This is a genomic window from Bacillus cereus group sp. BfR-BA-01349 (assembly GCF_022663795.1).
Classification (GTDB): domain Bacteria; phylum Bacillota; class Bacilli; order Bacillales; family Bacillaceae_G; genus Bacillus_A; species Bacillus_A cereus.
The window spans coordinates 24,020-47,657 of record NZ_JAKUGE010000001.1 but is presented as its reverse complement, the minus strand read 5'-3'; the positions used below and the strand labels follow the sequence as shown (position 1 = coordinate 47,657).

The following is a 23,638-nucleotide window of genomic DNA, read 5'->3' as shown; positions in this document are numbered from 1 at the left end:
ATTATGAGTGTGTTTCCTTTAATATTTCTTGTACATATGGATCATGTAATATCTGCTCTATAATTGGTAACATGTTTTGTTCAAATGGAATGTCGATAGGAAATGGCTTTTGAGAGCCTGGTTTTACTCCATATTGCACAATTTTGTAATGTGTATTGTTTTCAGACTTGAGCACAATTAACTTATAGCGGTTATCATCGCCAGCGAGTGAGAAATCAATAGACGTAGCGTTATATGTTACTTCATCTTTATATATGTACGGTTTTGGCGTACCAATCCAGTCTACTTTTGCTTGTACATTCATGGGCATAGCCTCCTTATATGTATTATAAATAAATACAAGCCAGCTCTCAATAAAGAGAACCGGCTTGTAATTTAGCAGTCATTGGTTATTTTAAAATTTTCACTTTAACAGTTTTGCGTCCCCATTTTTGAGCAACGCTATCTGATCCAAGTAAGATATCAATACGGTTACCTTTAATTGCACCACCAGTATCTCCAGCGATAGCTTCTCCGTAACCTTCTACCCATACTTTAGATCCTAATGGGATTACTTTCGGGTCAACAGCGATCATTTTCATGTTTGGATTCGCAGTTAAATCATGACCCATTGCAGTTAATACACGGCCGCCATATGTGCCACCGTTTTCGCTCGGGTGAGCTGTATATGCTGTAGCTACAACTGTTAACTCACGACCACCAGAAGGTGTGTTAGTTTCAGCAGCTTTTACAGCAGGCTTAGCAGCTGGTTTTGCTTGTGCTGCAGGTGCTTGAGCCTTAGCTGGTGCTTCAGCTTTAGCAGGAGCAGTTGTTTCTTGTTTCTCAATTACAGGTGCTGTACCTGTTAAGAAAGGAACATGAACATAAGCTGTTTTCCCGTTATATTCAAATTGTAACCACTCATTTTGTACTTGGTTTGTTGTTTCGATTACATCGTCTTTCTTCAACTTTCCAAGAACCTCTGAGTTTGTGTTCGCTTCAGCACGTACGTTTAATACGTTAGCTGTTACGTAGTAGATGCTTTTTGTGAACTCTGCACTTACGAATGCGTCTTTACCGTTTAAAGTAACTTTTGACCATCCGTTCTCTGTATTTTGTACATCTATTTTATTACCGTTTAGTAATTTACCGACAACTTTTGATTCCGTAGTAGGGTTTTCGCGTACGTTTAGTACGTCTGTTGTTACAACAGTTTCTGCATTAGCAGATGATGTGAAAATCCCAAGACCAAAAACTGCTGCTGTTGCTATACCAATTAATTTTTTCATGATAGCCTCCATTGCGTTTGTTTTCGTGTCCTCATTATAGCAACAGATTTTTTCGGATTTGGGGAAAACACACAATTACAAACCATTCGTAATAAGTCGTTAATATCCTGTAATATAACAAAAAATATAGGAAAGCGTTTTTCATTCTATATGACTCATAGGTTTCTAGTTATATTCAAAATATTTAATACAACATGTTTTTTTCGACGTAAATAAAAATATTACAGGAATGTTACATGATGTTTACTAAACGATTACATTCCTTGAGTATTTTACCGTTTTATGGGTAATATAGTTATATAAACATAAACATTTTGTTTGTGAAGCTATAAACACGTGCTATATACTAGCAAAAAAACCGCATAATTGTTACAAAACGAAAGGGTTGCAAGGAAGAAATTTGCCCTTTTTTACATATGTAACACATCCTTTTTTAGGAAAATACATTCCTATCCGCGTTTTTCTCACACAATTTGACACCAGTATTTCTAACTTGTAGCTCTTGCAGAGTGAAAAGGTTATACGAAAGATAAGGCTGTCCATAAGAATTCGAATTGGTGAAGGTGAAAGTGAAAGTAAGAAAATCACCGCAAAATTATAGTTTTCTATCCGATTTTACATATCGGAATTTATGTTATTTACAAAAGCGAAACCTACGAAGGGGGATTTGATGAGGAAACTGACAAAAACATTCATCGTTTCATTAACATTATGTATTGCATTTACAATTTGGGGGATTATTCCCGAATCTATTATTGGAAAAGGTAGTTTAGGAAATGTAACAACCGCAATTCAAACTGCATTAGTTAGTAAGTTTGGCTGGTTTTATATTATTTCCGTTTCTATTATTTTAGGTGTGTCTATCTTTTTAATTGTTTCGAAATACGGTTCTATTCGTTTAGGTAAAGATGATGACGAACCTGATTATAGTTATATGACATGGTTTGCTATGTTATTTAGTGCTGGTATGGGTATCGGCTTAGTTTTCTGGGGCGTTGCCGAACCATTAAATCATTTATACGCACCTCCGTTTGGAGATAGTGCAACTGAGGAAAGTGCGCGCCTTGCACTGCGTTTTTCATTTTTCCATTGGGGATTACATCCTTGGGGACTATATGCGTTTGTAGCGTTATGTATTGCTTATTTTACCTTTAGAAAAGGAAAAGCAAGTACGATTAGTGCGACAGTAGGTCCGTTATTTAAGGGCGGGGAACACGGGCGTATTGCTCATTCATTTGATGTGTTAGCTGTTTTCGCAACTGTGTTTGGTGTTGCAACGTCATTAGGTCTCGGTGCAAAACAAATTGCAGGTGGTGTTAGTTATTTAACATCTATCCCGAATTCATTAACGACACAGTTAGTTATTATTGCAATCGTAACAGTTCTTTTCATGTTATCTGCACAAACAGGTCTTGATAAAGGAATTAAATATTTAAGTAATACGAACATTATTTTTGCGTTTGCACTTATGATTATTGTATTATTTGCAGGTCCAACAAACTTTATTATGAATTACTTCACTTCAACAATAGGTTCGTATATTCAGGAATTGCCAAGTATGAGTTTCCGTTTAAGTCCATTGGATGAAGGCGGAAATCAATGGATTCAGTCATGGACAATTTTCTATTGGGCATGGTGGATTGCATGGTCACCGTTCGTAGGTACGTTTATTGCTCGTGTTTCACGAGGTCGTACAATTCGTGAGTTTGTTATCGGTGTGTTACTTGTACCGACCGTAATCGGTGCGCTTTGGTTCTCCGTTTTCGGCGGGACTGGTATTCACATGGAGCTGTTTGGTGATGCACATATCTTTGAAAAAATTAAAGAGATGGGAACAGAAGTAGGATTGTTTGCTATGTTCGATCAGATGGGAAGCTTTGGATCAGCTTTATCTGTTTTAGCGATTCTTCTTATTTCTACATTCTTTATTACATCTGCAGACTCTGCAACATTTGTTTTAGGCATGTTAACGACACATGGTAGTTTAAACCCACCAAATCGTATTAAAATGATTTGGGGTATCGTTCTAGCCGCGATAGCTTCTACCTTATTATATATTGGCGGATTAGAAGCCTTACAAACGGCAGCTATCATTGCAGCATTCCCATTCGTCTTTGTTATTTTCTTTATGATGGCAGCATTATTTAAAGAGTTACAAAAAGAAGGACGTATGAAGCGTCATTAATAATAGAAGGAAAAGAGCTGATTTTATATCAGCTCTTTTTTTAATCCCTCTATTTGTCGGGCAGTAAGCCCCCCAACTCAAAAGTCAGCAAAAGCAAAGAAATCGGGCTGCCTGTAAAAGTCTGATTGGTGATGACTGATTAAAATCTCACTTTATATAGAAGGAATTTGAAATGCGGGTAGGGGAAATAAAATACTTTACCATATAAGTAGTATGCCTTTTATACGAAAAAAAAACGATAGGTTTCGACAATATTCGATCCCTTACGAATTCTATTCATATTTTTGTCAAAAAATTGTCGGAAATGTGTTGTCACGTTTATATATATGTGCTATATTATTTCCTGTAAGCGATTTCAAATAGTTTTAAAGCGCATTCAAGGGGGACATCTAGAATAATGAAACGTTACGAAAGAAAGTGGAAGCATATTTGTTTGAAACGTGTGGCACATCGTAGTGTCCAAGAAAGCACGGAACCTAAGACTGAAACGCGCAAAGAACAGCAAGAGAAGCAATTGGTTCTACAAAAATAGCAATCACTTTTTCGTATATAAATGAAGGTCGATCGTTCGTTGGGGGATGGACGTGAAATTACTTTCAGCTAAGGGGTATTGTCTGATATATAATTTATACGGCAATAAATAAGCACAGAGCATACGGCGCTCTGTGCTTATTTTTATTATTTATCTTTTTTGAATCGAACTGTTTTATCCCAGCCAATGACTTGTTTCTTGCTCTTTGCACGTAAGTATAAGATTAAGCTACGAATAAATAAGTACGTAAAGAGCTGTGCGTACGTAAAGTACATAATAACGCTAATAAAAATATTAGTCGGTGTAAAGGTTCGTTCGACACTCTGGGCACTAAATAATTGAGAAACATATGTAATATATGCGACATACCACATAAATAGTAGCGGAATGCTATATTGAATTTGGAATATCCCGAGCAGCCCAATTACAAACCAAACGTTCGAAATGATTAGGAATAGCCAAAATACAACATACACTAGAACTTGTTGTAAGGAATGAACAAGCAGCTTTCCTTTAAAGAAACTTAATGATGAGAACATTTTTTCTAAAATATATAAATTTCCTTGGAGCCAACGTGTACGTTGTTTAATAAGAATTTTTAAATGCTCTGGTTCTTGTTCCCAAGTAACTGATTCTGGGACGATTGGTAAGAGATAACCTTTTTGTGTAATTCGTAATGTTAATTCAGCATCTTCTGCAATTGCGTAAGGGTCATAGCCACCAAGCTCTTCTAGTGCGGAGCGACGAAGAAGCATGTTTGTTCCTGTCAGTGAGCCAGTTTGGAATAGTAACCAGCGTCCAGATTGCATAAGGAGCTGGAAGATTTGGAATTCTAGCGAAATCATTCGCGTCAACCAGTTTCTTTTTTCGTTTACTGTACGAACGTGTCCAACAGCTCCAACAGCATCTTCAGTTGTTTCAGCGTGCTCTACAAGCATTCGCAGTGCGTGTGGTTCAGGTTGGTTATCTGCATCGTAAACACAGAAGTACTCACCATCTGAAATACTAAGCCCATAGTTTAGTACACGTGATTTACCCTTCGGTTCACCGGGAGGAACACGAATATGGCGAATATGAGCATAAGCTTTGTCGAAATCATCTCCGATTTCAGGTGTTTCATCTTGAGAGTTATCATTTAATAAATAAATAGTTAGCTTTCCTGGATATTCAATCTTTGCCATCGCCTCTAAAGTATCTTTAATAACGACGCCTTCATTATGGGCAGGTATGAAAATATCGACGCTCGGATAATGTTCTAGCGTACGATCTTTCCGTTTACTATTTCGGTGAATTAAGCCCGCGATTGTTAAGAAAGAGTAGTAAACGAGTAAGCCAGAGAATAGAAAGGCCGTAAAAATAAGTACATATTTAATTGAAAATGTGATGCTAATCCAAAAAACGAGTACGCAAAACAGAAGGAATAAAAGAAGTATAACGAGAGTCATCATAACAGTGTCTGTCCTTTGTTTCCAATTTGCTCGCGTGAAATTTTTATATCTTTGATTGCTTCAGCAGCAAGCCATTGCTCCATTTTTGGTTTTAGGCGGTTCATTACAATGTCAGCACCAGCTGCATTTGTGTTTTGTAATAAAATAACTAGCGTATTATTATCATATTCAGCAGCAAGGTCAAAATCATTCCTTACCGTTTCAACTAATAAAGAAGCTACACGGTCCATAACACTTTCCTTTGTATATTTACTAAAGGAAGTGAAATCAAAGTAAACAATAATGCCTGTTTCATTACGACGATTCATTGCAGTCGTTAATAACGCTTGGCGTCTCTCGAATTCTTGTCTTGTTAGTAATTTGGATTCTCCAATATATTGTTCCAATGTTCTCACGCACTCAGTTAAAGCTTTATTTTCATGAATCACTTTTTTCAATAGGTGAGTTGTTATATATACAATGAAGAAGTTAGCTGCCATCAGGAAGTGGGTAATCATATATTGCCATTGATCTGATGTACTCCATAAGTGAAGCCATGCTTGATAGAACAAATAAAATACGGAAATAATGGTTCCTAGTATGAAGAAAACAAATGCTGTTTTGTCAGCTAAAAATAAGAATAGTACATTTACGATTATGTATATTATTGTAAAAATGAGAGCATGCTCATATTTCGTCACATATACAGTAGTAAAATAAAATACAATTTGTAAAATCCACATAGAGAGGATTTTATAGAACTTATCTTTCACAAAACTTTCCTCCTTAAAGCTATTTCATCAATAGATACTTGTAGTATGCGCAATTATTAAGAAATTGACCATGTCGTGAAACTCTTTTGAAGGGCAACAACAAGTAGTATCTCTATTTTCATAAGAAAAATAAAAAGACTTAAACATTATTGTATCATAATGTGCTTATATTTAGAATAAATTGATTAATAGATACATAAAAGACGTTTGGATTGCATGAAAAAAGTCTCCTCTTGTAGAAAGAGAAGACTCTATATAAGTTTATAGGAACATCATACCTGCAACTGCTGCGTTTAAGAAGTTCGCTAATGTACCAGCGATAACGGCTTTAATCCCTAATTGTGCAATTTGTTTACGGCGAGTAGGAGCTAACGTTCCTGTTACACCTAATTGAATTGCGATAGAAGAGAAGTTTGCAAATCCACAGATTGCAAATGTTAAAATTAGATTTGTTTTGTCAGAGAACTCTGCCATGTGTGGTCCTAAGTTTGCGTATGCAACGAATTCGTTGATTGCAAGTTTTTGACCGATAAAGCTTGCTGCTTGTATCGCTTCACCAGGAGAAACCCCGATTAAGATTGCGAATGGTGATAATAAGTAACCAAAGATTAAATCAAGGCTAAGTTTAATATCGAACAGAGAACCAACCCATCCTAATAATCCATTTAATAAAGCGATTAATGCGATGAAAGCCATTAACATTGCTGCTACGTTAATAACAAGTTGCATACCTTCAGATGCGCCGCGTGCAGCTGCATCAATAACATTTGCGTCTTCACGTTCTGTAGAAAGTTCAACGTTATTATCTACTTTTTCTGTCTCTGGCATGATTAGTTTCGCAATTAATAAGCTCGATGGAGCCGCCATAATTGCAGCTGCTAATAAGTGCTCTAACGGAATACCCATTGCTGCATAACCGACAAGAACGGATCCAGCAACAGCTGTCATACCGCTTACCATAATAGTGAAGAATTCACTATTTGTTAAGCGTGCTAAGTAAGGTTTAATTAAAATTGGAGCTTCAGTTTGTCCTAAAAATACAGTCGTTACTGAGTTTAGGCTTTCTGCTTTAGAAGTTCCAAGAAGTTTACTTAATGCACCACCAACGATGCTAACAAATTTCTGCATAATACCGAAATAATATAAGATTGCTACTAATGAACTAATAAATACGATTGGAAGTAGTGCTTGAATAAAGAATACAAATCCCCAAGGTCCCTTTGCGTTGACTAAATCCCCAGTAACGAACTTAATTTCCTCGTAAGAAAAATTAATTAATCCTTGAACACCGTCAGCAGCGTGTTTTAAACCTGCTTTACCAGCGTCCCATCGTAATACGATAAATGAAAATGACATTTGTAATGCTAGCGCAATTAAAATTGTGCGCCAATTAATAGCTTTGCGGTTGGAAGATAGTAAGAAAGCAATTGCTAATACTCCAATCACGCCGCCAATTCCCCATAAAAGATTCATGCAGTGTATGCTCCTTCCTCATAGTAAAAACAGTGTATAAACCAGTTGTCTATACGTTTGCGAATATAACATCTTTAGTAACTTATCATAATGGACATCGGAGGTCAAACGTCTAATGAAAAGTTTAAATAAAAAGAAAATTCTTCAAAAAAACACATATAAAATAAATAGACATGAAATAGGTTATGTTTTTTATGAAAATATATACATTATGATAACGTTATGCATTGTTTTTGTAGAATAAAGTGTATGAAATGGAAGAATGGATACATTATTTTTGTAGAGAGAAGGTAGGAGAAAGGGAGTAATATGTTGAACTCATAGCAAAAAAGCCTTCTAGTAAACTAGAAGGCTTTGAAACTATTAATTAAGGTGCTTTCGTGTATCCTAAGAAGTGGCTCTTCCAATAAGATTTACTTAATGAATCGATTGCGACACCTTTATCTCCAGCTTGGATAAATGATCCGCCCCCAAGGTAAATACCCATGTGAGAAGGGCCAGATTTATAAGTGTTTTGGAAATAAATTAAGTCACCCGGTTGTGGACTTGAAGTTTTTGGTAGGCTACTCCAATATCCTGCAACACTTTGGCGGCTAATGTTATGACCAAATTTCTTAAATACGTGGTAGATGTAACCACTGCAGTCAACACCGTTAGCAGAAGTTCCGCCCCAAACGTATGGTACACCTTGCATTGATTTTGCGTATGCAAGTACGGAAGAACTGTCGCCGCTATTATTGCTTGTATTATTATTGTTGTTGTTATTTTGGTTATTGTTAGGCTTATTATCTACTGCGCCTCCAACTGGTGTTTTAGACAGGTAACGTGTTCCGATATAACCAGTTTGACCGTTGTAGTTAATTTTGCTCCATCCAGAGTTTTCAGAGATTACTTGAACCTTCTGTCCTTGTGGAAGTGCGCCTATGATTCTATAATTTGTACCTTCGCCGCTACGTACATTTAGTGCAGAAGCATTAATGTAGTAGTCGCCAATTGCACCTTGGTTAGGTTTTTCAGGTTGTTTTGGTTGCTCAGGAGTAGTAGTGCCACCTTTAACGAATTTCACAAATTCGCTACTAACAAAGCCTGTTTTTCCTTGGTAATTTACTTTAAACCAACCGTTTTCAGATCCAACTACGTTTAATGTTGTACCATTTAAAACGCCACCAATTACACTATGGTAAGCGGCAGGGCCTGTACGAACACGTAGAGATGTAGCGTTAACCACGTAAGAACCACCAGTTTGAATAGTTCCATTATTATTGTTTTGCTCTTGTTTGTTGCCTTCTGTAACGTTTTCGTTAGAACCGCCTTTTGTTACGTAGTCTTTGCTTACATAAGCAGTTTGTCCTGCGTAATTGATTTTGAACCAATCTTGAACTTCGCCAACAACTTGTACTACTTGTCCTTTTTTGACAGAACCTACAGTTGTATGAGAAGTGCTAGGACCTGTACGAACGCGAAGGGAAGATACATTTACTGTATAGTTTCCGCTTGCTGGTTTTACTTCTTGGTTGTTATTATTCGTATTGTTGTTTGAAGAACCTGCATTAGAAGAAACGCCAGATACGAATTCGCCACTTACATAACCTACTTGTCCATTATGGTTAATTTTCACCCAACCATTTTCTTGTCCAATTACGTTTAATGTTTGTCCTTCATATACACGCCCAGAAACAGAACTAGATGTGTTAGGAGCTGTACGTACACGTAATACATCAGCGGTAACTTTATTGTTTCCACCTGTACTTACATTGTTGTTTGCTGCGCCACTTTTTGATACAAATTCGCCACTAACAAAGCCTGTTTGTCCATTAATGTTAATTTTGAACCAACCGTTTTCTTCGCCAATCACGTTTAGTGATTGACCGTTATAAACGCGTGAGATGATGTCGTGAGAAGTGCTTGATCCCACACGAACATGTAATACGCTCGCGTTTACCTTATAAGATGAGCTGTTTGATGCAGAAGCTTGGACAGTTGTAGCAGCTTTTTGTGTATTTTGTTCAGGTGCAGCTTGAACACTATCAAGTGTAGGTGCTGCTCCTCCTGCTACAGACACTGCCGCAAGACCGGCAAGATACTTTTTCATAATTTGTCGATTCCTTTCTGTCTGTAATGTAGTGAAGAAATATTTACCAACTGTTAAAAATTCTAAAGAGCATGTCGATTACTGTCAAGACTTATATAGGAATCTGAATATGACAAAAAGATTACAAGAAAAAAATCAAGGCATAAAATTACACCTTGATTTCCATTTAAATGCATATATTGAATATGAAAGGACAGAAATTATTCGTGTTTAAGAAGATGCCATATTGGATTGTAATAAGATTTGATTAAAAGATTTTTGCAGTTTTTTGGTGATAGGCCCAACTTGCCCATCTTGAATCGCGGTCCCATCAAGGTGGGTCATTGGTAAAATTTCAATCGTTGTGCCTGTAAAAAAGCATTCATCTGCTTGATAAACGTCACGAACGCTGAAAAGTTCTTCCTGCACAGGAATGTGAAGAGTATTCGCTAAAGAAAGGACATATTGACGAATAATGCCATTTAAAATAAGGTGATTGGCTGGATGTGTGTAAAGCGTTCCGTTTTTAATTAAAAAGAAGTTGGAATGGCTTCCTTCCGTTACAATACCGTTCCTTACGAGAAGTGCCTCTTTACAGCCTTTCCGTTCAGCTTTCGTAGCAGCTAGTACGTTTGGTAATAAATTTAATGATTTAATGTCACAGCGTAGCCATCGAGTATCGGGTTCTGATATAGCGCGTATACCATATTCAATCCATAAAGCTGGTCGTTCTTTTTTTGTAATATAGGCATAAATTGTCGGAGGGTTGTCATATGAAAATACATGTGTGCGAGCTTGTACACCACGAGATACTTGCAAATAAATGATGCCATCTTCGTGGAAATGGTTTCGTTCAATTAATTTGTAAAGTAAAGTGATGAGCTCAGCTTTTGAGAAAGGGAGCGATAATTCTACTTCTTCCATGGATCGATATAATCTCGTTATGTGCGGATCTAATAAATGAAAGTTCCCTTTATATAGGCGAATAACCTCATAGACACCATCTCCGAACTGCGAACCTCTCTCTTCAAGTTCTATGTACGTTTGTTGTTTTGTTGTATCAATAACTTCATCATTCCAAAGTACAAATTTTTCGTATGCCAATTTCCGTCCCATCCTTTCGTAAGTACGTAAGTAACGTGAAACTTCCATTCATGCGAGATAAAAATCACTATAGTAATTTTTATGTGAGCAATTCTCTACATATGACCGTATATGTATTTGTAAATCATAGAGAAATAAGGATGATTTACCCCGCATTAACGGTAGTAAAGCCCCTACTTACAAATTTGGGTAGAGCAAAGAAGTGAAGTGTGCGAATCACTGCCCGTAAATGCCCGATTGGTGAGGGCTGATTAAAGTTTCACTTTACAGCATTTTGTATATACAAATTCGAAAATAAGAAATGAGAATCCTGCTTTTAAATAAAAAAAAGCAACATTCTTATGGAATGCTGCACAAGGAGGGTAGCTATCTTTCATAGGGACATTGTCTCGTTGAATGCTTTGTGTATGGAAACAAAACAAGTTGAAAGACAATTATAAGAAAGTAGAAACAAAAGATTTACACATTTCTTTAAGGGATCTTACGAAAGATGAGAGATAAGAAATATGTAGAACCTCGTTTACATATTTTATTATAGAGATTCTTCATTAACACTATGTGAATATTTGGTAAAGGTTATGTAATTTTAAAGTTTATGAATATAAGTAGTTGTATGGAAGAAAATAAAAAAGAGGCTGAGATTACTCAGCGCTCTTCTTTTCTTCTTTAATAACTGTTTTTACTTCACCAGTTTTGATCTTATTACTTTCAGAGAAGCGAAGTAAGTCACCTTCAATGATTTTATCAGACATGTTCAATTCATTTTGGGCACGATCAATTAGTGGTTGAGATTCTTCTTTCGGTAATTGTACAACTTCACCAGTAGCACGGTCATAGAATGTACAGTTTGTGTACATGTATTTATCTGTAACGAAGCTACCGTCACGAAGAACAACAAATCCTTTATTATCAGGTGAGAATACATCATGACCGAATCGAACGTCATTTGTAGAATCTACACCAAGTAAGTTTAGAATAGTTGGTTTAATGTCAATTTCACCAGTTGGTTTCGAAATTGTTTTACCTTCTTTTTGACCTGGAACGTGAATAAACATCGGTGTTTTTTGTAAGTTCATATGGTCAAATGCAGTGATTTCTTCTTTTCCTAAGAACTGTGCCATTGCACGGTTATGGTTTTCAGAAATACCGTAGTGGTCACCGTAGAATACGATTACTGAGTTGTCGTAAATACCTTCTGCTTTTAGACGCTCAATAAAGTGTTTCATTGCTTCGTCTAAGTAACGAGCAGTTACCATGTAACGGTCAAATACTCCATCACCAGAATTATATTCGTCGATTAATTTTGTACTGTCATCGTAAGTGAATGGGTAATGATTCGTTAAAGTAAGGAAGCGAGTATAGAATGGTTGCTTCACTTGTTTTAACATATCAATAGATTGATCGAAGTATTCGATATCTTTTAATCCCCAATTTAATTTTGTTTCTGGCGTAATCTTGTAATCAAGCTCGTTGTAGTAACGATCATAACCAAGTGCTGGATACATAATGTTACGGTTCCAGAATGTTGCGTTGTTTGCGTGGAATACCGACGTGTGATACCCTTGCTGACGTAAAATTTCTGGAGTTGCTGTATATTCATTGTTACCGTGTGTAAAGAATACAGCACCGCGGTCTAGTGGATATAACGAAGTATCTACTAGGAATTCAGCATCAGATGTTTTACCTTGACCAGTTTGATGGAAGAAGTTATCAAAGTAATAACTTTCTTTCGTAAATTGGTTTAAGAATGGTGTAACTTCTTGTCCGTTAACTGTTGCACCAATTAAGAATGTTTGTAATGACTCAAGAGAGACAACAATTACGTTTTTCCCTTTTGCAGTACCGAACATATTTGGATCTGGTTTACTTTGTGTTGTTTTTACGTAGTTTTCTGTTTCTTGTAATTTACTACCGTCAGCGAACGCTTTTTGTGAACTTGATTTTGCTTGTAAGCCAAGATCGTATACTTGGTGTACATATAATCCTAAGTTTTTAACAAGCATAACGCGGTCGAATGAACGTGTTAATAGTTCTGGGCGTTCAGCTTCTGCAAGTCCTAAGTTTGCGAAGAAGATAGCAACTGTTGATACGAAGTATAGGGAACGCATCGGGCGTGCTACACGCTCTGTAGGTGCAAAGTTTTTCATTTTCTTCAACAGAACGAAGAATATGATAATGTCTGCAAATGCAAGGATAATTTTGTAGTTAAATAATTCTTTCACACTAGAACCTAAACTTCCGAAGTTAGATGTTTGTCCTAGCACCGGTAATGTAACGAAGTCATTGTAGAATCCGTAGAACATTACGTTACCAACAAGAACGATTGTTAAGACAAAATTAATTCCAAGTGCTATATAGTTACGTTTTTTCCCTTTTGCAAATAATGCAAGACCAACAAGCAGTAATGATGCTGCTAATGGGCTAAGGAATAAAATGAATTCTTGCATGAAAGATTCAAGTTTTAAATCAAAGCTTGTGCGTGTAATAAGGTAAGTTTTCAGCCATAAGGCTAAAGCTACGAATACAGTGAAACGCACATTTTGAAATTGTGATTTCAAGGTTTCTTTCATTCATTTCCACCCTTTCTCTATCAGGCTTGGTCGATTTTGGAGCGAAAAATGTTAAAATAAAAAATACATAGTTTTCTTGGCCATAATTAAAGGTTCTATATTCACCCATATACGACTATAACTATGCATACCCTTTTGGTTTCTTTTGTTGCTCATAAGCATAACGTCATTTCTGTATTATACAACAAAATTCATTTCTGAGAAACACTATAACATTTTACATTTTTTGTATAAGATTTGTCACTACCAGAGAAAACTTTAACATTCGTTTATATGTCCGTCAACTAGAAAATATAACAAAGGTAGAGCAGAATGTTAAGTGGAAGTGAAAATTTTCTTTGTTGAGAAATAAGAAATGAAGATGGGTAAGGGTTATCTAGAAATCTATTATATGAAGGAAATAGTGTGAAAATTAACGAACACTTGTTCTTTTTTAGTTTGTTTGTTACAATGAAAGTTCATTGATAGGTTTTGTGTAATTTCCATGAACTTTTACTGATAACATATTGTAGCTTATTTCTTTTTAAAAATAGGGAGGCTTTTACATGAAACAAAAATTTTCAGTTGAAGCGTTTTGGAAGAAAGTAAAACATGTTGCAAAGCAAGCAGGGCAGTCGATCATTTATGCAAGTTTATTACTGTTTTACGTTTTGCAAAGACCCGATGTTCCAAAACGAGTGAAAATTATTGTAATTGGAGCACTTGCTTATTTTATTGCACCGATTGATGCGATTCCAGATTTCATTGCTGGAATTGGCTATACGGATGATTTAGGGGCGTTAACGGCCGCACTAATACAGGTGTCGTTATACGTCAATGAAGATGTGAAAGATAAGGCACGTGTGAAGTTGGCAGAATGGTTTGGTTCGGATATAGACACAACATTTATCGATCAGAAATTAGGTCAATAGGTGAAATCTGTCATAAGGTGACAGGACGAACATAAGCGAGGAAGTGCATTATGCCATCAGGAAGAACGCATACGAAAATAAACTTAATATCCCTTCCGGTTGTTTTGTTTTTGCTCTTTTCGTATGGATTAACAAATTTTGATTTTTTATTAACTTTTGCAATTGGTTTTTTAGTAGGTACTTCATTTTTAACACCAGATTTAGATACGTACAGTAATGCTTATAACAAATGGGGTTTCTTACGTATATTTTGGTATCCTTATAAGAAAGTAATACCGCATCGATCTTTCTTTACGCATACGATTATACTTGGTGATGTGATTCGTATTGCGTACATGTTAATCGTCTTTTTTCCATTTTTATTACTATTAAATGTAATCGCACTGGATGGTAATTTAATAGAAATTGCGAAGAAGCATGAGGTTGAAATTGTAACGTTCTTAATGGGAATTGTTGTGGCAAGTACGCTCCACATTATAGCGGATAAAGTGAATACGCGCCGAAAGAAAATGATGAGAAAAAAGAAGAAACGCAGAAGATAAAGTGAACGAATTAGGAAAAGGGCCCCTTGCAAATTGCAAGGGGCCCTTTTTAAACAAACATTTGTTTAAAATTAAGCTTTCAGCACTTTAATTCCTTTTACAATGTTCCAGATGAAGTAGTATAAGCTGATGATTCCGCAAATAGCTAAGACAATCATTGATCCAATTCCAAGTGTTACATCTGGTTGATCAGATCCAAGACCCATAATTCCTAGAATAGTTACGCCAATGAATGTAGCGATACTTGGAATGATGTGTGTCCATAGAGCACGTTTTGCATGTGGTTTTGTTTCAGCGTCTCCCACGATCCAAACGATAATAGGGAATAAGATAGGGGCAAATAGTACACTAAAGTATGATAACGCAGCTAATATTTTATTTCCGTTCATATATATCACCTCATGAATAATTTCTGTTGTTATACTATTATTATGCAATAATTTTGGCAAACTTCCTATCGATGAACATTACAAGAACGTGACGATTTTGTAAGATTTTCTGTTAAATAATAAAATTTTCAAAAAAATCTTTTTTAATAGAAATTGTTATGGTACAGTATAAATGAAAGTTGTTGAAAACGTTTTCTTAAACGTTTTTTTATTTTAGGCTTAAAGGTATGATGACCTGATAGTCTATTGATGAGGTTATTCTATTTAAAAGGGGATTCTTTAGGGGGAGAGAACAATGAACACATGGACACAAGTTTATGATCCATTCGGAAACATTTGGATTTCGGCAGCGGTCGCACTTATTCCGATTATCTTTTTTTTCTTAGCTTTAGCAGTTTTCCGCATGAAGGGGTATGTGGCAGGATTTATTACAGTTGTACTTACAGTTTTAGTGGCGTTATTCGCTTATAAAATGCCGTTCACGATGGCAATGGCAGCAACCGGATACGGTTTTTTGTACGGGTTATGGCCAATTGCTTGGATTATCATTATGTCCGTATTTTTATATAAAATTTCTGTAAAAACAGGTCAATTTGATGTGATTCGTGCATCGGTATTATCGATTACGAACGATCATCGTCTACTCGTTATTTTAATTGGATTTTCATTTGGAGCATTTTTAGAAGGAGCGGCAGGATTTGGGGCACCAGTAGCGATTACAGCAGCGCTTCTTGCGGGTCTTGGGTTAAATCCTTTATACGCAGCAGGTCTTTGTTTGATTGCAAATACTGCACCAGTGGCGTTCGGAGCGATGGGAATTCCGATTACAGTTGCTGGACAAGTAACAGGTATTGATCCACATAAAATTGGACAAATGGCTGGGCATCAATTACCGTTCCTATCATTATTTGTTCCATTCTTTATCGTATTTTTAATGGATGGATTTAAAGGTATAAGACAAACGTGGCCTGCGTTACTTGTAGCGGGTAGTTCATTTGCGATTACGCAGTTCATTACAGCGACATTTTTAGGGCCGGAACTTCCGGATATTACATCGGCACTTGTAAGTTTAATTAGTTTAGCGCTGTTCTTAAAAGTTTGGCAGCCGAAAGAAACTTATCAATCCGGGCAAGCAAATAGTGAAGTAGCAGCAACAACGACAGTAGCATCGATGCCAAAATTAACGTTTGGAAAAGTAGTGAAGGTATGGTCCCCATTTATCGTATTAACGGTTATGGTAGTCATTTGGAGCCAAAGTTTCTTTAAGGCATTATTCGCTCCAGGAGGGGCTTTAGAAAGTCTTGTATTTAAGTTTGAAATTCCAGGTCTGCATAACCTAGTAATGAAAGCAGAGCCAATTGTAAATAAACCAACGCCTTACGAGGCAATTCTGAAGTTTGATGTATTATCGGCAACTGGAACAGCGATTTTAATTGCTTGTATCATTTCTATGTTTATTTTGAAAATGAATGTAAAAGACGCAGCAGTGACATTTAAAGAAACGTTAAACGAATTAAAAATGCCAATTCTATCTATCGGATTTGTACTAGGGTTTGCATTTATCGCAAACTATTCTGGCCTATCTTCTACGTTAGCGTTAGCATTAGCCGGAACTGGCGGACTATTCCCGTTCTTCTCACCATTCTTAGGCTGGATTGGCGTATTCCTAACAGGGTCTGATACGTCTGCGAATGCACTGTTCTCAAATTTACAAGCCATTACAGCGCAGCAAGTCGGCGTATCTGAAGTGCTTCTCGTTGCAGCAAATACAACAGGCGGTGTAACAGGGAAAATGATTTCCCCGCAGTCGATTGCGATCGCTTGTGCAGCAGTTGGTCTTGCCGGAAAAGAATCGGATTTGTTCCGTTTTACAGTGAAGCATAGCTTGTTCTTCGTCATAATTGTGGGGATTATGACTTATGTTCAGGCATATTATTTAAATTGGATGATTCCGTAAAGTGCAAAAGAAATAAACTTTTCATTTTTCAGATTATCGTGTATGATGGGAAAGTATTGAAAATTAAATCAGTGATAAACTAGGGGTGCCTAACGTATGCGTAGGCTGAGAGAGAAGCGCGTGAACTTCTTAACCCTTTGGACCTGATCTGGCTCGTACCAGCGTAGGGAAGTTAACGGCTTTACATAATGATGTCTTTATGAGCCAGGTCCTTATTTTTTTATGGACCTGGCTCTTTTTATTTTGGCATGCGCTGGCCATATCTCGTCCTTGTCACGAACAGGGGGGCAACAAAAATTATGAAACAATCTGTTTCAGCTGAGCAAATTGAATTGAAATCTAGTTTACCGGGGAGTAAGAAAGTATATGTGGATGGACCACGAGAAGGTATGAAAGTGCCGATGCGTGAGATTGAACAAAGTGAAACGAATGGCGTCCCAAATCCACCAATCCGTGTGTATGATACGAGCGGTCCTTATACAGATCCTGCGTATAAGGTCGAGTTGGAAAAAGGAATTCCAACGCCGCGCCACTCTTGGATTATGGGGCGTGGTGATGTAGAAGCATACGAAGGGCGTGAAGTGAAACCAGAGGATGACGGTGTGAAAGTAGCTTCGAAGCATACACCTGTTTTCCCGCAAATGGATCGCCAGCCGCTTAGAGCAAAGCAAGGTGCAAACGTTACGCAAATGCACTATGCACGTAATGGCATTATTACGTCTGAGATGGAATACGTTGCGATTCGTGAAGGGGTAGAGCCGGAGTTTGTTCGTAAGGAAATCGCAGAAGGCCGCGCTATTTTACCAGCGAATATTAATCATCCAGAAGCTGAACCGATGATTATCGGGCGTAATTTCCACGTGAAGGTAAATGCCAATATCGGAAACTCAGCTGTATCTTCTTCGATTGCAGAAGAAGTAGAGAAGATGACATGGGCAACGCGCTGGGGTGCAGATACGATTATGGATTTATCTACAGGTAAAAATATTCATACGACGCGGGAGTGGATTATTCGTAACGCGCCTGTACCAGTTGGAACTGTACCAATCTATCAAGCGCTGGAAAAAGTAAACGGAATTGCAGAAGATTTAACGTGGGAAGTATATCGTGATACGTTAATTGAGCAGGCGGAGCAAGGCGTTGATTACTTTACGATTCACGCTGGTGTATTGCTTCGTTACATTCCAATCACGGCAAAGCGTACGACAGGTATCGTTTCGCGCGGTGGTTCGATTATGGCGCAGTGGTGTCTATTCCATCATAAAGAAAACTTCCTATATACTCACTTTGAAGAGATTTGTGAAATTATGAAGCAGTACGATGTTTCGTTCTCTCTTGGAGATGGATTACGTCCAGGGTCTATTGCAGATGCCAATGACGAAGCACAGTTTTCTGAGCTTGAAACACTTGGTGAATTAACCAAAATTGCTTGGAAACATGATGTGCAAGTTATGATTGAAGGACCTGGACACGTACCGATGCACTTAATTAAAGAGAATATGGAGAAAGAGCTTGATATTTGTCAGGGCGCGCCGTTTTACACACTTGGGCCACTAACGACAGATATTGCACCAGGTTATGACCATATTACATCTGCAATTGGAGCTGCGATGATTGGCTGGTTTGGAACAGCGATGCTTTGTTATGTAACGCCGAAAGAACATTTAGGTTTGCCAAACAAAGATGATGTACGCACGGGTGTTATTACGTACAAAATTGCAGCGCATGCGGCTGATCTTGCGAAAGGACATAAAACGGCTCATCAGCGTGATGATGCACTTTCAAAAGCACGCTTCGAATTCCGTTGGCGCGATCAATTTAATTTATCTTTAGATCCTGAACGTGCGATGGAATATCATGATGAAACGTTGCCTGCAGAAGGGGCAAAGACAGCTCACTTCTGTTCAATGTGTGGACCGAAGTTTTGTAGTATGAGAATTTCACATGATATTCGTGAATATGCAAAAGAAAATGATTTAGAAACGACAGAAGCAATTGAAAAAGGAATGAAAGAGAAAGCAGAAGAATTTAAAGAAGCTGGTAGTCATTTATATCAATAACATGTTACACCTCTTTACTTGATTGATCACACTGTAGTACCTAACTTTATTATAGAAGAAGAGATGTACCCAGTAGAATAAGAGGAATAGTGTGACGACTGTTGTGAGCGGGATAACGATAAGGGATACACTTAAATAGTCTTTCCATTTTACTTTAATTTTGTTTTGTTTCAGAATATACATCCAAATGAGTGAAGCTAGCGTACCAATTGGTAGTAATAGTGAACCGATGTCACTACCAATGATGTTTGCAAGATAGATAGTTTTTAATGTGACTGGATCTAGTCCCATTTCTGTTAATGTGATTGTACCAATCATAAGGGCAGGATGGTTATTGAAGACGTTAGAGAGGATGGATACAAGTCCGCCCATTGCAAAGCTAGCATAGAGTAGATGCTGATTCACAAATGGCTCGAGCCATTGTACAAGTGCAGCTGTTAATCCTGCGTTGTGGAGTCCGTAAATAATGACGTACATAGAGAAGGCGAAAATTAAAATGTGCCACGGTGTCTTTTTCAAAATGTCGACAGGATTTGTTCGTAAGTAGTACCATCTCCAAATGAGCAGAACGAGTGAACCAAGTACCGCAACGATTTCAATTGGGATGGATAAGAAGGATGCAACGAATAGAAGACAGCGCATAAGGAAGACGAAACCTAATACTTTTAACATGAATCTTGTCCGTTTTTGTTTCGTATCAACAGAATTATTTCCTTTTAGTGGATGGAAGTTTTTCGTGAAGAAAATTTATTCAATATCATATGAAGAAACAGGTAATTTTTTCGGAAGTTTTTTCTTCAAAACTGTATACATGAGCCATGACATAAATAATAAGCCTAATGTTGCAGGTACAAACATCATAGCAGTATGCATATAAAGAGTCATATGGACGATGTTTAATGCGATTAAATTTACGATATTACTTACACCAATTGGTGCACTAGATGCCGTAGCGATTAAAGCACCACTTAATAAATAAGGAATTTGTTGATGTGGTTTTAATTGAAGGTTTTTTAGAAGAATTAAAATTGGAGTTGTAATTAAAATACTACCGTCGTTATTAAATAAAAGAGTCATAAGAAAACATAATAATTGAATATACCAGTATAGACGGCGTCCAGAACCTTTCGCTAGATTTGCCAGTTTCGCTGCGGACCAATGGAAGAAGCCGAAGCTTTCTAATATAACTGCCATAACAATAGTTGCTAATATTGTTATGGAAGCACCGCCAATTTTACTTATAATATCCATGATGTCTGGTTTTGATACAAGTCCAGTAATTATGATGATACCAGCTCCGATTGCTGCTGGCCACGCCTCATTTAAACCTCTAGGCCGCCAAAAGATAACAATCATTGTTAAGAAGAATACAATAATAGTAATCCATATTTCAATGCTCATATTTTGCCTACCTTTCTATTTTCCCTTAAACAGATGTAGCTTGTCTCAAGTTTATATTGGTAGTATATTCAGCAAAAAATAAGAAGAACTAGACGTATAACGAGATGAAGTGAATATGTGTTTTTCATGCTAAAGGACAAGTGTCACGAATAGTGAAATAACTATTATGAGAGGAGTCTATAAATTATTGGGCAGTAAGATAGTAAATGAAATTTATATGGGCGATTATTGAGATATATCGGCGCAACTGAAAATATATCAGCGATTTTTAAAATGTATAGACTTATCGACAAAACATGAAAAAAGGAGCCTATCCCAAAATGCCTTTTGGAACAGACTCCAATGCTATATTATTTTTCCTTCAAAAAAGTACGATCCTTCAAGAATAAGTTCCAGAAGAAAATAAATCCTGGTAATAAAATTGCAATCCCAATTGCGTATAGAATGAGCAGTGCATAGAACGTTTCTTTCGTTGTAAAGCTTGTAAATACAGTTACGTCAGGATAAATAATATACGGTAAATGCGCGACCCCGTAAGCATAGCTTGCAAATGCATATTGAGCGACGACAGCTAAAACGGCAATGCGAGGGTATCCTAGTGTATTGTACTTTTTGTTTGTCCACCAAAGGGACGAGTATCCGATAACGAATAAAACAATAGAAACTGTAAACCACGGGAATTGCTTTATTAATCCTTGCATAAGCCAATGTGTTTCTGGATCCATTACAACGAGGGCAATAATTGCCGTAACGAGCGTTGCAGGACCAAGGATGATAGCATTTCTTCTATAAATTCTATACGTATCTTCTGAACTTTGTTCTCTCGAAAAATCAGCAAGAAAGAGAGAGGAGAGAAATAGTTCAGAAGTTAGTCCGAAGAGCATATAACAGTAGATAACTGGGCTAGAAAGAAGTTTTCCATATAAGAGTACTTCCTTTCCTTCAGACATTGTAATATAGGCTCCCTCTGTAACGGGTAAAACGGTAATTAATAGTGCTGGAATTAATAGACCAGTAATACCTGAAATAACCCGAAGAAGGTATTGATATTTTGGCAAGGAGTAAGCAAATACCATAAATGTACTACGTACTGCAATGAGCACTAAAATTAACATAACTGGTACGAACATTACTGTCGCAAGAGTAAAGGCCGCTTTCGGAAAGAAGCCGAGAAATGCGACAACGACGAAAACGAGAAACGTATTTGTTACTTCCCAAGTTGGTGATAAGTACCGATTCGCAAGTTTAGCAGCGAGCGTCGGATGTTTTGCGTATACCATGCCCCAAAAACCAGCGCCAAAATCAATGGACCCTAGTATACTGTATACGAAAATAAGGGCCCATAAGATGATGATTGCAATACTTTCCTCATGCATGAGAATCGCCTCCTTGGTGTTGTAAATCATTCTTTAATGGATGTCTTCTAAAGAATGTCCGTAGAACAATGACTGTTAAAATAGCGAGTCCAATATATAAAATGATGAACAAAACAAATAAAGGACCGACGAAATCGGCGCGTGTAGATGCATCGACGGTACGTTGCATACCATAAATTGTCCATGGTTGACGACCGCTACAACTGAAAATCCATCCGAATTCAATACCGAGCATCATAATTGGTCCGCATGCGGCAGCCCCCAAAAGTAGCCACTTCGGTAGTTCTGTTCCTTTTTTTCGGTAAACGAAGTACCAATATAAGAGCGCAATTGCTGCAACAGCGAAGGTAAACGCAGCAGTGCCGACCATTAAGTTGAATAGTGTATGTGTATAAAATGGTGGCCATGTTTCTTGTGGGAATTCGTTTAGTCCTTTTACGACAGTGCTAGGGTCTAGTCCCACTAATAAGCTAAGCATGTTTGGAATTTCAAGTGCATAGTTTAGTTCAAGTGTATTAGGATCCACAACTCCACCAATGGATAGCGGTGCGTGTGATGTTGTTTCAAATAAAGCTTCAGCAGATGCAAGTTTTTCAGGTGAGTGTTTATGTAAGGCAATCGCTGATTCATGTCCTGAAAGCCACATCGTAGCGCCTGTAATAAATGTAACCACAAGCCCTAATAGCAGCCCTTTTTTATGATAAGCAATTTCACGTGTACTTAAATTTTTCTTCAATAATTTAAATCCAGCAATAGAAGCAATGACAGCCGCACCAGTTGCATAAGCCGTAATAACGACATGAAATGCACTTGTGCCAAAACTTGGATTAAAGAAAGCTTTCCACGGATCAACGTTAAAAACAGATCCATCTGGATTCATTGAAAAGCCTGCTGGTGTATTCATCCATGTATTTGCTGATGTAATAAGCACGGCGGATGCCGTGGCACCAAGCATGACGAAAAATAGCGAGATTAATCTCATAAATGGAGGAAGTTTATCGGCTGCATATACGTAAATCGACATGAATAAAGCCTCCAAAAAGAAGGCGAAAATCTCAATTTGGAAGGGAACAGAAATAACTTGCCCAACAATTTTGGCGAAACCAGGCCAAAGAAGTGAGATTTGCACACCAACAATTGTTCCAGTTGGAATTGCTACACCGAGAAGAATAGCAAACGCCTTTGTCCATCTTTTCGCCATAATGGCATAGTCGGAGTCTTTCTTCCAGTGATAGAGTATTTCGCTTATAAAAATCATCAATGAAAGTCCGACGCCAAGTGTTGCAAAAATAATGTGGAATGCTAATGAAGAACCAAAAAATGCTCTTGCTAATGTTACCGTATCCATATGTAAACTCCTCTTCTTTTTTGCCATTATTTTCTGATTGAATTGGAAGATTTATTCAAAAAAACTACCAAAAATATATATGTATTTAAAAAGTGAATATGATAATATAATGTTGTAATATTTAGAATAGAAAGAAATAAATAGTTTCTCATGTTTTGTTTGTTTTTTTACAGGAATCTTTTATAATCTTTTATGCGAACATAAGTTCTGTTTTTTCGGAAAGAAGAAGTTTATGTGAAATGGAGAGGGTG

General features: G+C 37.1%; 16 protein-coding genes, 1 pseudogene and 1 riboswitch. Of the genes and pseudogenes, 5 read left to right on the top strand and 12 right to left on the bottom strand.

Annotation, left to right across the window (positions count from 1 at the left end; genetic code table 11):
- Position 1: 1 nt before the first annotated feature.
- Both MR169_RS00195 and MR169_RS00190 read right to left on the bottom strand, forming a co-directional pair.
- Positions 2 to 304, bottom strand: coding sequence for a DUF3910 family protein (locus MR169_RS00195; protein WP_001102542.1), 303 nt, complete (start codon positions 302 to 304; stop codon positions 2 to 4).
- An 85-nt stretch (positions 305 to 389) separates the two neighbouring features.
- Positions 390 to 1,268 carry a cell wall-binding protein EntA gene (locus MR169_RS00190; protein WP_242318718.1) on the bottom strand — a complete coding sequence of 293 codons (879 nt, stop codon included), beginning with the start codon at positions 1,266 to 1,268 and terminating at the stop codon, positions 390 to 392.
- 670 nt (positions 1,269 to 1,938) lie between these two features.
- Here MR169_RS00190 and opuD point away from each other — a divergent pair.
- On the top strand, positions 1,939 to 3,453 hold the full coding sequence (opuD, locus tag MR169_RS00185) for a glycine betaine transporter OpuD (RefSeq protein ID WP_001229104.1): 1,515 nt from the start codon (positions 1,939 to 1,941) through the stop codon (positions 3,451 to 3,453).
- 678 nt (positions 3,454 to 4,131) lie between these two features.
- On the opposite strand, the gene MR169_RS00180 is transcribed toward opuD, so the two are convergent.
- The 6 genes from MR169_RS00180 to MR169_RS00155 all read right to left on the bottom strand — a co-directional run bounded on the left by MR169_RS00180 (position 4,132) and on the right by MR169_RS00155 (position 13,403).
- The gene (locus MR169_RS00180) at positions 4,132 to 5,433 is read right to left on the bottom strand and encodes a glycosyltransferase family 2 protein (protein WP_000988751.1); all 1,302 of its coding nucleotides are present in this window, start codon (positions 5,431 to 5,433) and stop codon (positions 4,132 to 4,134) included.
- Complete coding sequence (locus MR169_RS00175; protein ID WP_242318717.1) at positions 5,430 to 6,185, bottom strand: GGDEF domain-containing protein; 756 nt, start codon at positions 6,183 to 6,185, stop codon at positions 5,430 to 5,432. Before MR169_RS00175 ends, MR169_RS00180 begins: the two co-directional genes overlap by 4 nt.
- Positions 6,186 to 6,446: 261 nt before the next feature.
- Positions 6,447 to 7,658, bottom strand: a complete 1,212-nt coding sequence (locus MR169_RS00170) for a NupC/NupG family nucleoside CNT transporter (RefSeq protein WP_242318716.1) — start codon at positions 7,656 to 7,658, stop codon at positions 6,447 to 6,449.
- 367 nt (positions 7,659 to 8,025) lie between these two features.
- Positions 8,026 to 9,750, bottom strand: coding sequence for a C40 family peptidase (locus tag MR169_RS00165; protein ID WP_242318715.1), 1,725 nt, complete (start codon positions 9,748 to 9,750; stop codon positions 8,026 to 8,028).
- A gap of 210 nt (positions 9,751 to 9,960) precedes the next feature.
- Positions 9,961 to 10,845 carry a D-amino-acid transaminase gene (locus tag MR169_RS00160; protein WP_080119342.1) on the bottom strand — a complete coding sequence of 295 codons (885 nt, stop codon included), beginning with the start codon at positions 10,843 to 10,845 and terminating at the stop codon, positions 9,961 to 9,963.
- A 629-nt stretch (positions 10,846 to 11,474) separates the two neighbouring features.
- Positions 11,475 to 13,403, bottom strand: coding sequence for an LTA synthase family protein (locus tag MR169_RS00155; RefSeq protein ID WP_242318714.1), 1,929 nt, complete (start codon positions 13,401 to 13,403; stop codon positions 11,475 to 11,477).
- A 545-nt stretch (positions 13,404 to 13,948) separates the two neighbouring features.
- On the opposite strand from MR169_RS00155, the gene MR169_RS00150 reads away from it, so the two are divergent.
- Both MR169_RS00150 and MR169_RS00145 read left to right on the top strand, forming a co-directional pair.
- The gene (locus tag MR169_RS00150; RefSeq protein ID WP_242318713.1) at positions 13,949 to 14,314 is read left to right on the top strand and encodes a YkvA family protein; all 366 of its coding nucleotides are present in this window, start codon (positions 13,949 to 13,951) and stop codon (positions 14,312 to 14,314) included.
- Positions 14,315 to 14,364: 50 nt separating this feature from the next.
- On the top strand, positions 14,365 to 14,856 hold the full coding sequence (locus MR169_RS00145) for a metal-binding protein (protein ID WP_242318712.1): 492 nt from the start codon (positions 14,365 to 14,367) through the stop codon (positions 14,854 to 14,856).
- Positions 14,857 to 14,927: 71 nt separating this feature from the next.
- Here MR169_RS00145 and MR169_RS00140 read toward each other — a convergent pair whose 3' ends face one another.
- Entirely contained in the window at positions 14,928 to 15,245 is a 318-nt protein-coding gene (locus tag MR169_RS00140; RefSeq protein WP_001014099.1) for a magnetosome magnetite crystal formation protein family, read from the bottom strand.
- 295 nt (positions 15,246 to 15,540) lie between these two features.
- Here MR169_RS00140 and lldP point away from each other — a divergent pair, with 295 nt between their 5' ends.
- Both lldP and thiC read left to right on the top strand, forming a co-directional pair.
- The gene (gene lldP, locus MR169_RS00135; protein WP_242318711.1) at positions 15,541 to 17,202 is read left to right on the top strand and encodes an L-lactate permease; all 1,662 of its coding nucleotides are present in this window, start codon (positions 15,541 to 15,543) and stop codon (positions 17,200 to 17,202) included.
- Positions 17,203 to 17,273: 71 nt separating this feature from the next.
- Positions 17,274 to 17,389, top strand: a riboswitch (TPP riboswitch).
- A 112-nt stretch (positions 17,390 to 17,501) separates the two neighbouring features.
- A complete protein-coding gene (gene thiC / locus MR169_RS00130; RefSeq protein ID WP_000814479.1) occupies positions 17,502 to 19,262 on the top strand; it encodes a phosphomethylpyrimidine synthase ThiC in 1,761 nt (586 codons plus the stop codon).
- A 54-nt stretch (positions 19,263 to 19,316) separates the two neighbouring features.
- On the opposite strand, the pseudogene MR169_RS00125 reads toward thiC, so the two are convergent.
- The 3 genes and pseudogenes from MR169_RS00125 to cydA form a co-directional block, all read right to left on the bottom strand.
- Positions 19,317 to 20,663 (bottom strand): annotated as a pseudogene (locus tag MR169_RS00125) (arsenic transporter); the annotation flags it as partial.
- A gap of 350 nt (positions 20,664 to 21,013) precedes the next feature.
- Positions 21,014 to 22,039 carry a cytochrome d ubiquinol oxidase subunit II gene (locus tag MR169_RS00120; protein WP_000544169.1) on the bottom strand — a complete coding sequence of 342 codons (1,026 nt, stop codon included), beginning with the start codon at positions 22,037 to 22,039 and terminating at the stop codon, positions 21,014 to 21,016.
- Positions 22,032 to 23,387, bottom strand: a complete 1,356-nt coding sequence (cydA, locus tag MR169_RS00115; protein WP_000381982.1) for a cytochrome ubiquinol oxidase subunit I — start codon at positions 23,385 to 23,387, stop codon at positions 22,032 to 22,034. The genes MR169_RS00120 and cydA overlap by 8 nt, the downstream gene beginning before the upstream one ends.
- Positions 23,388 to 23,638 lie beyond the last annotated feature (251 nt).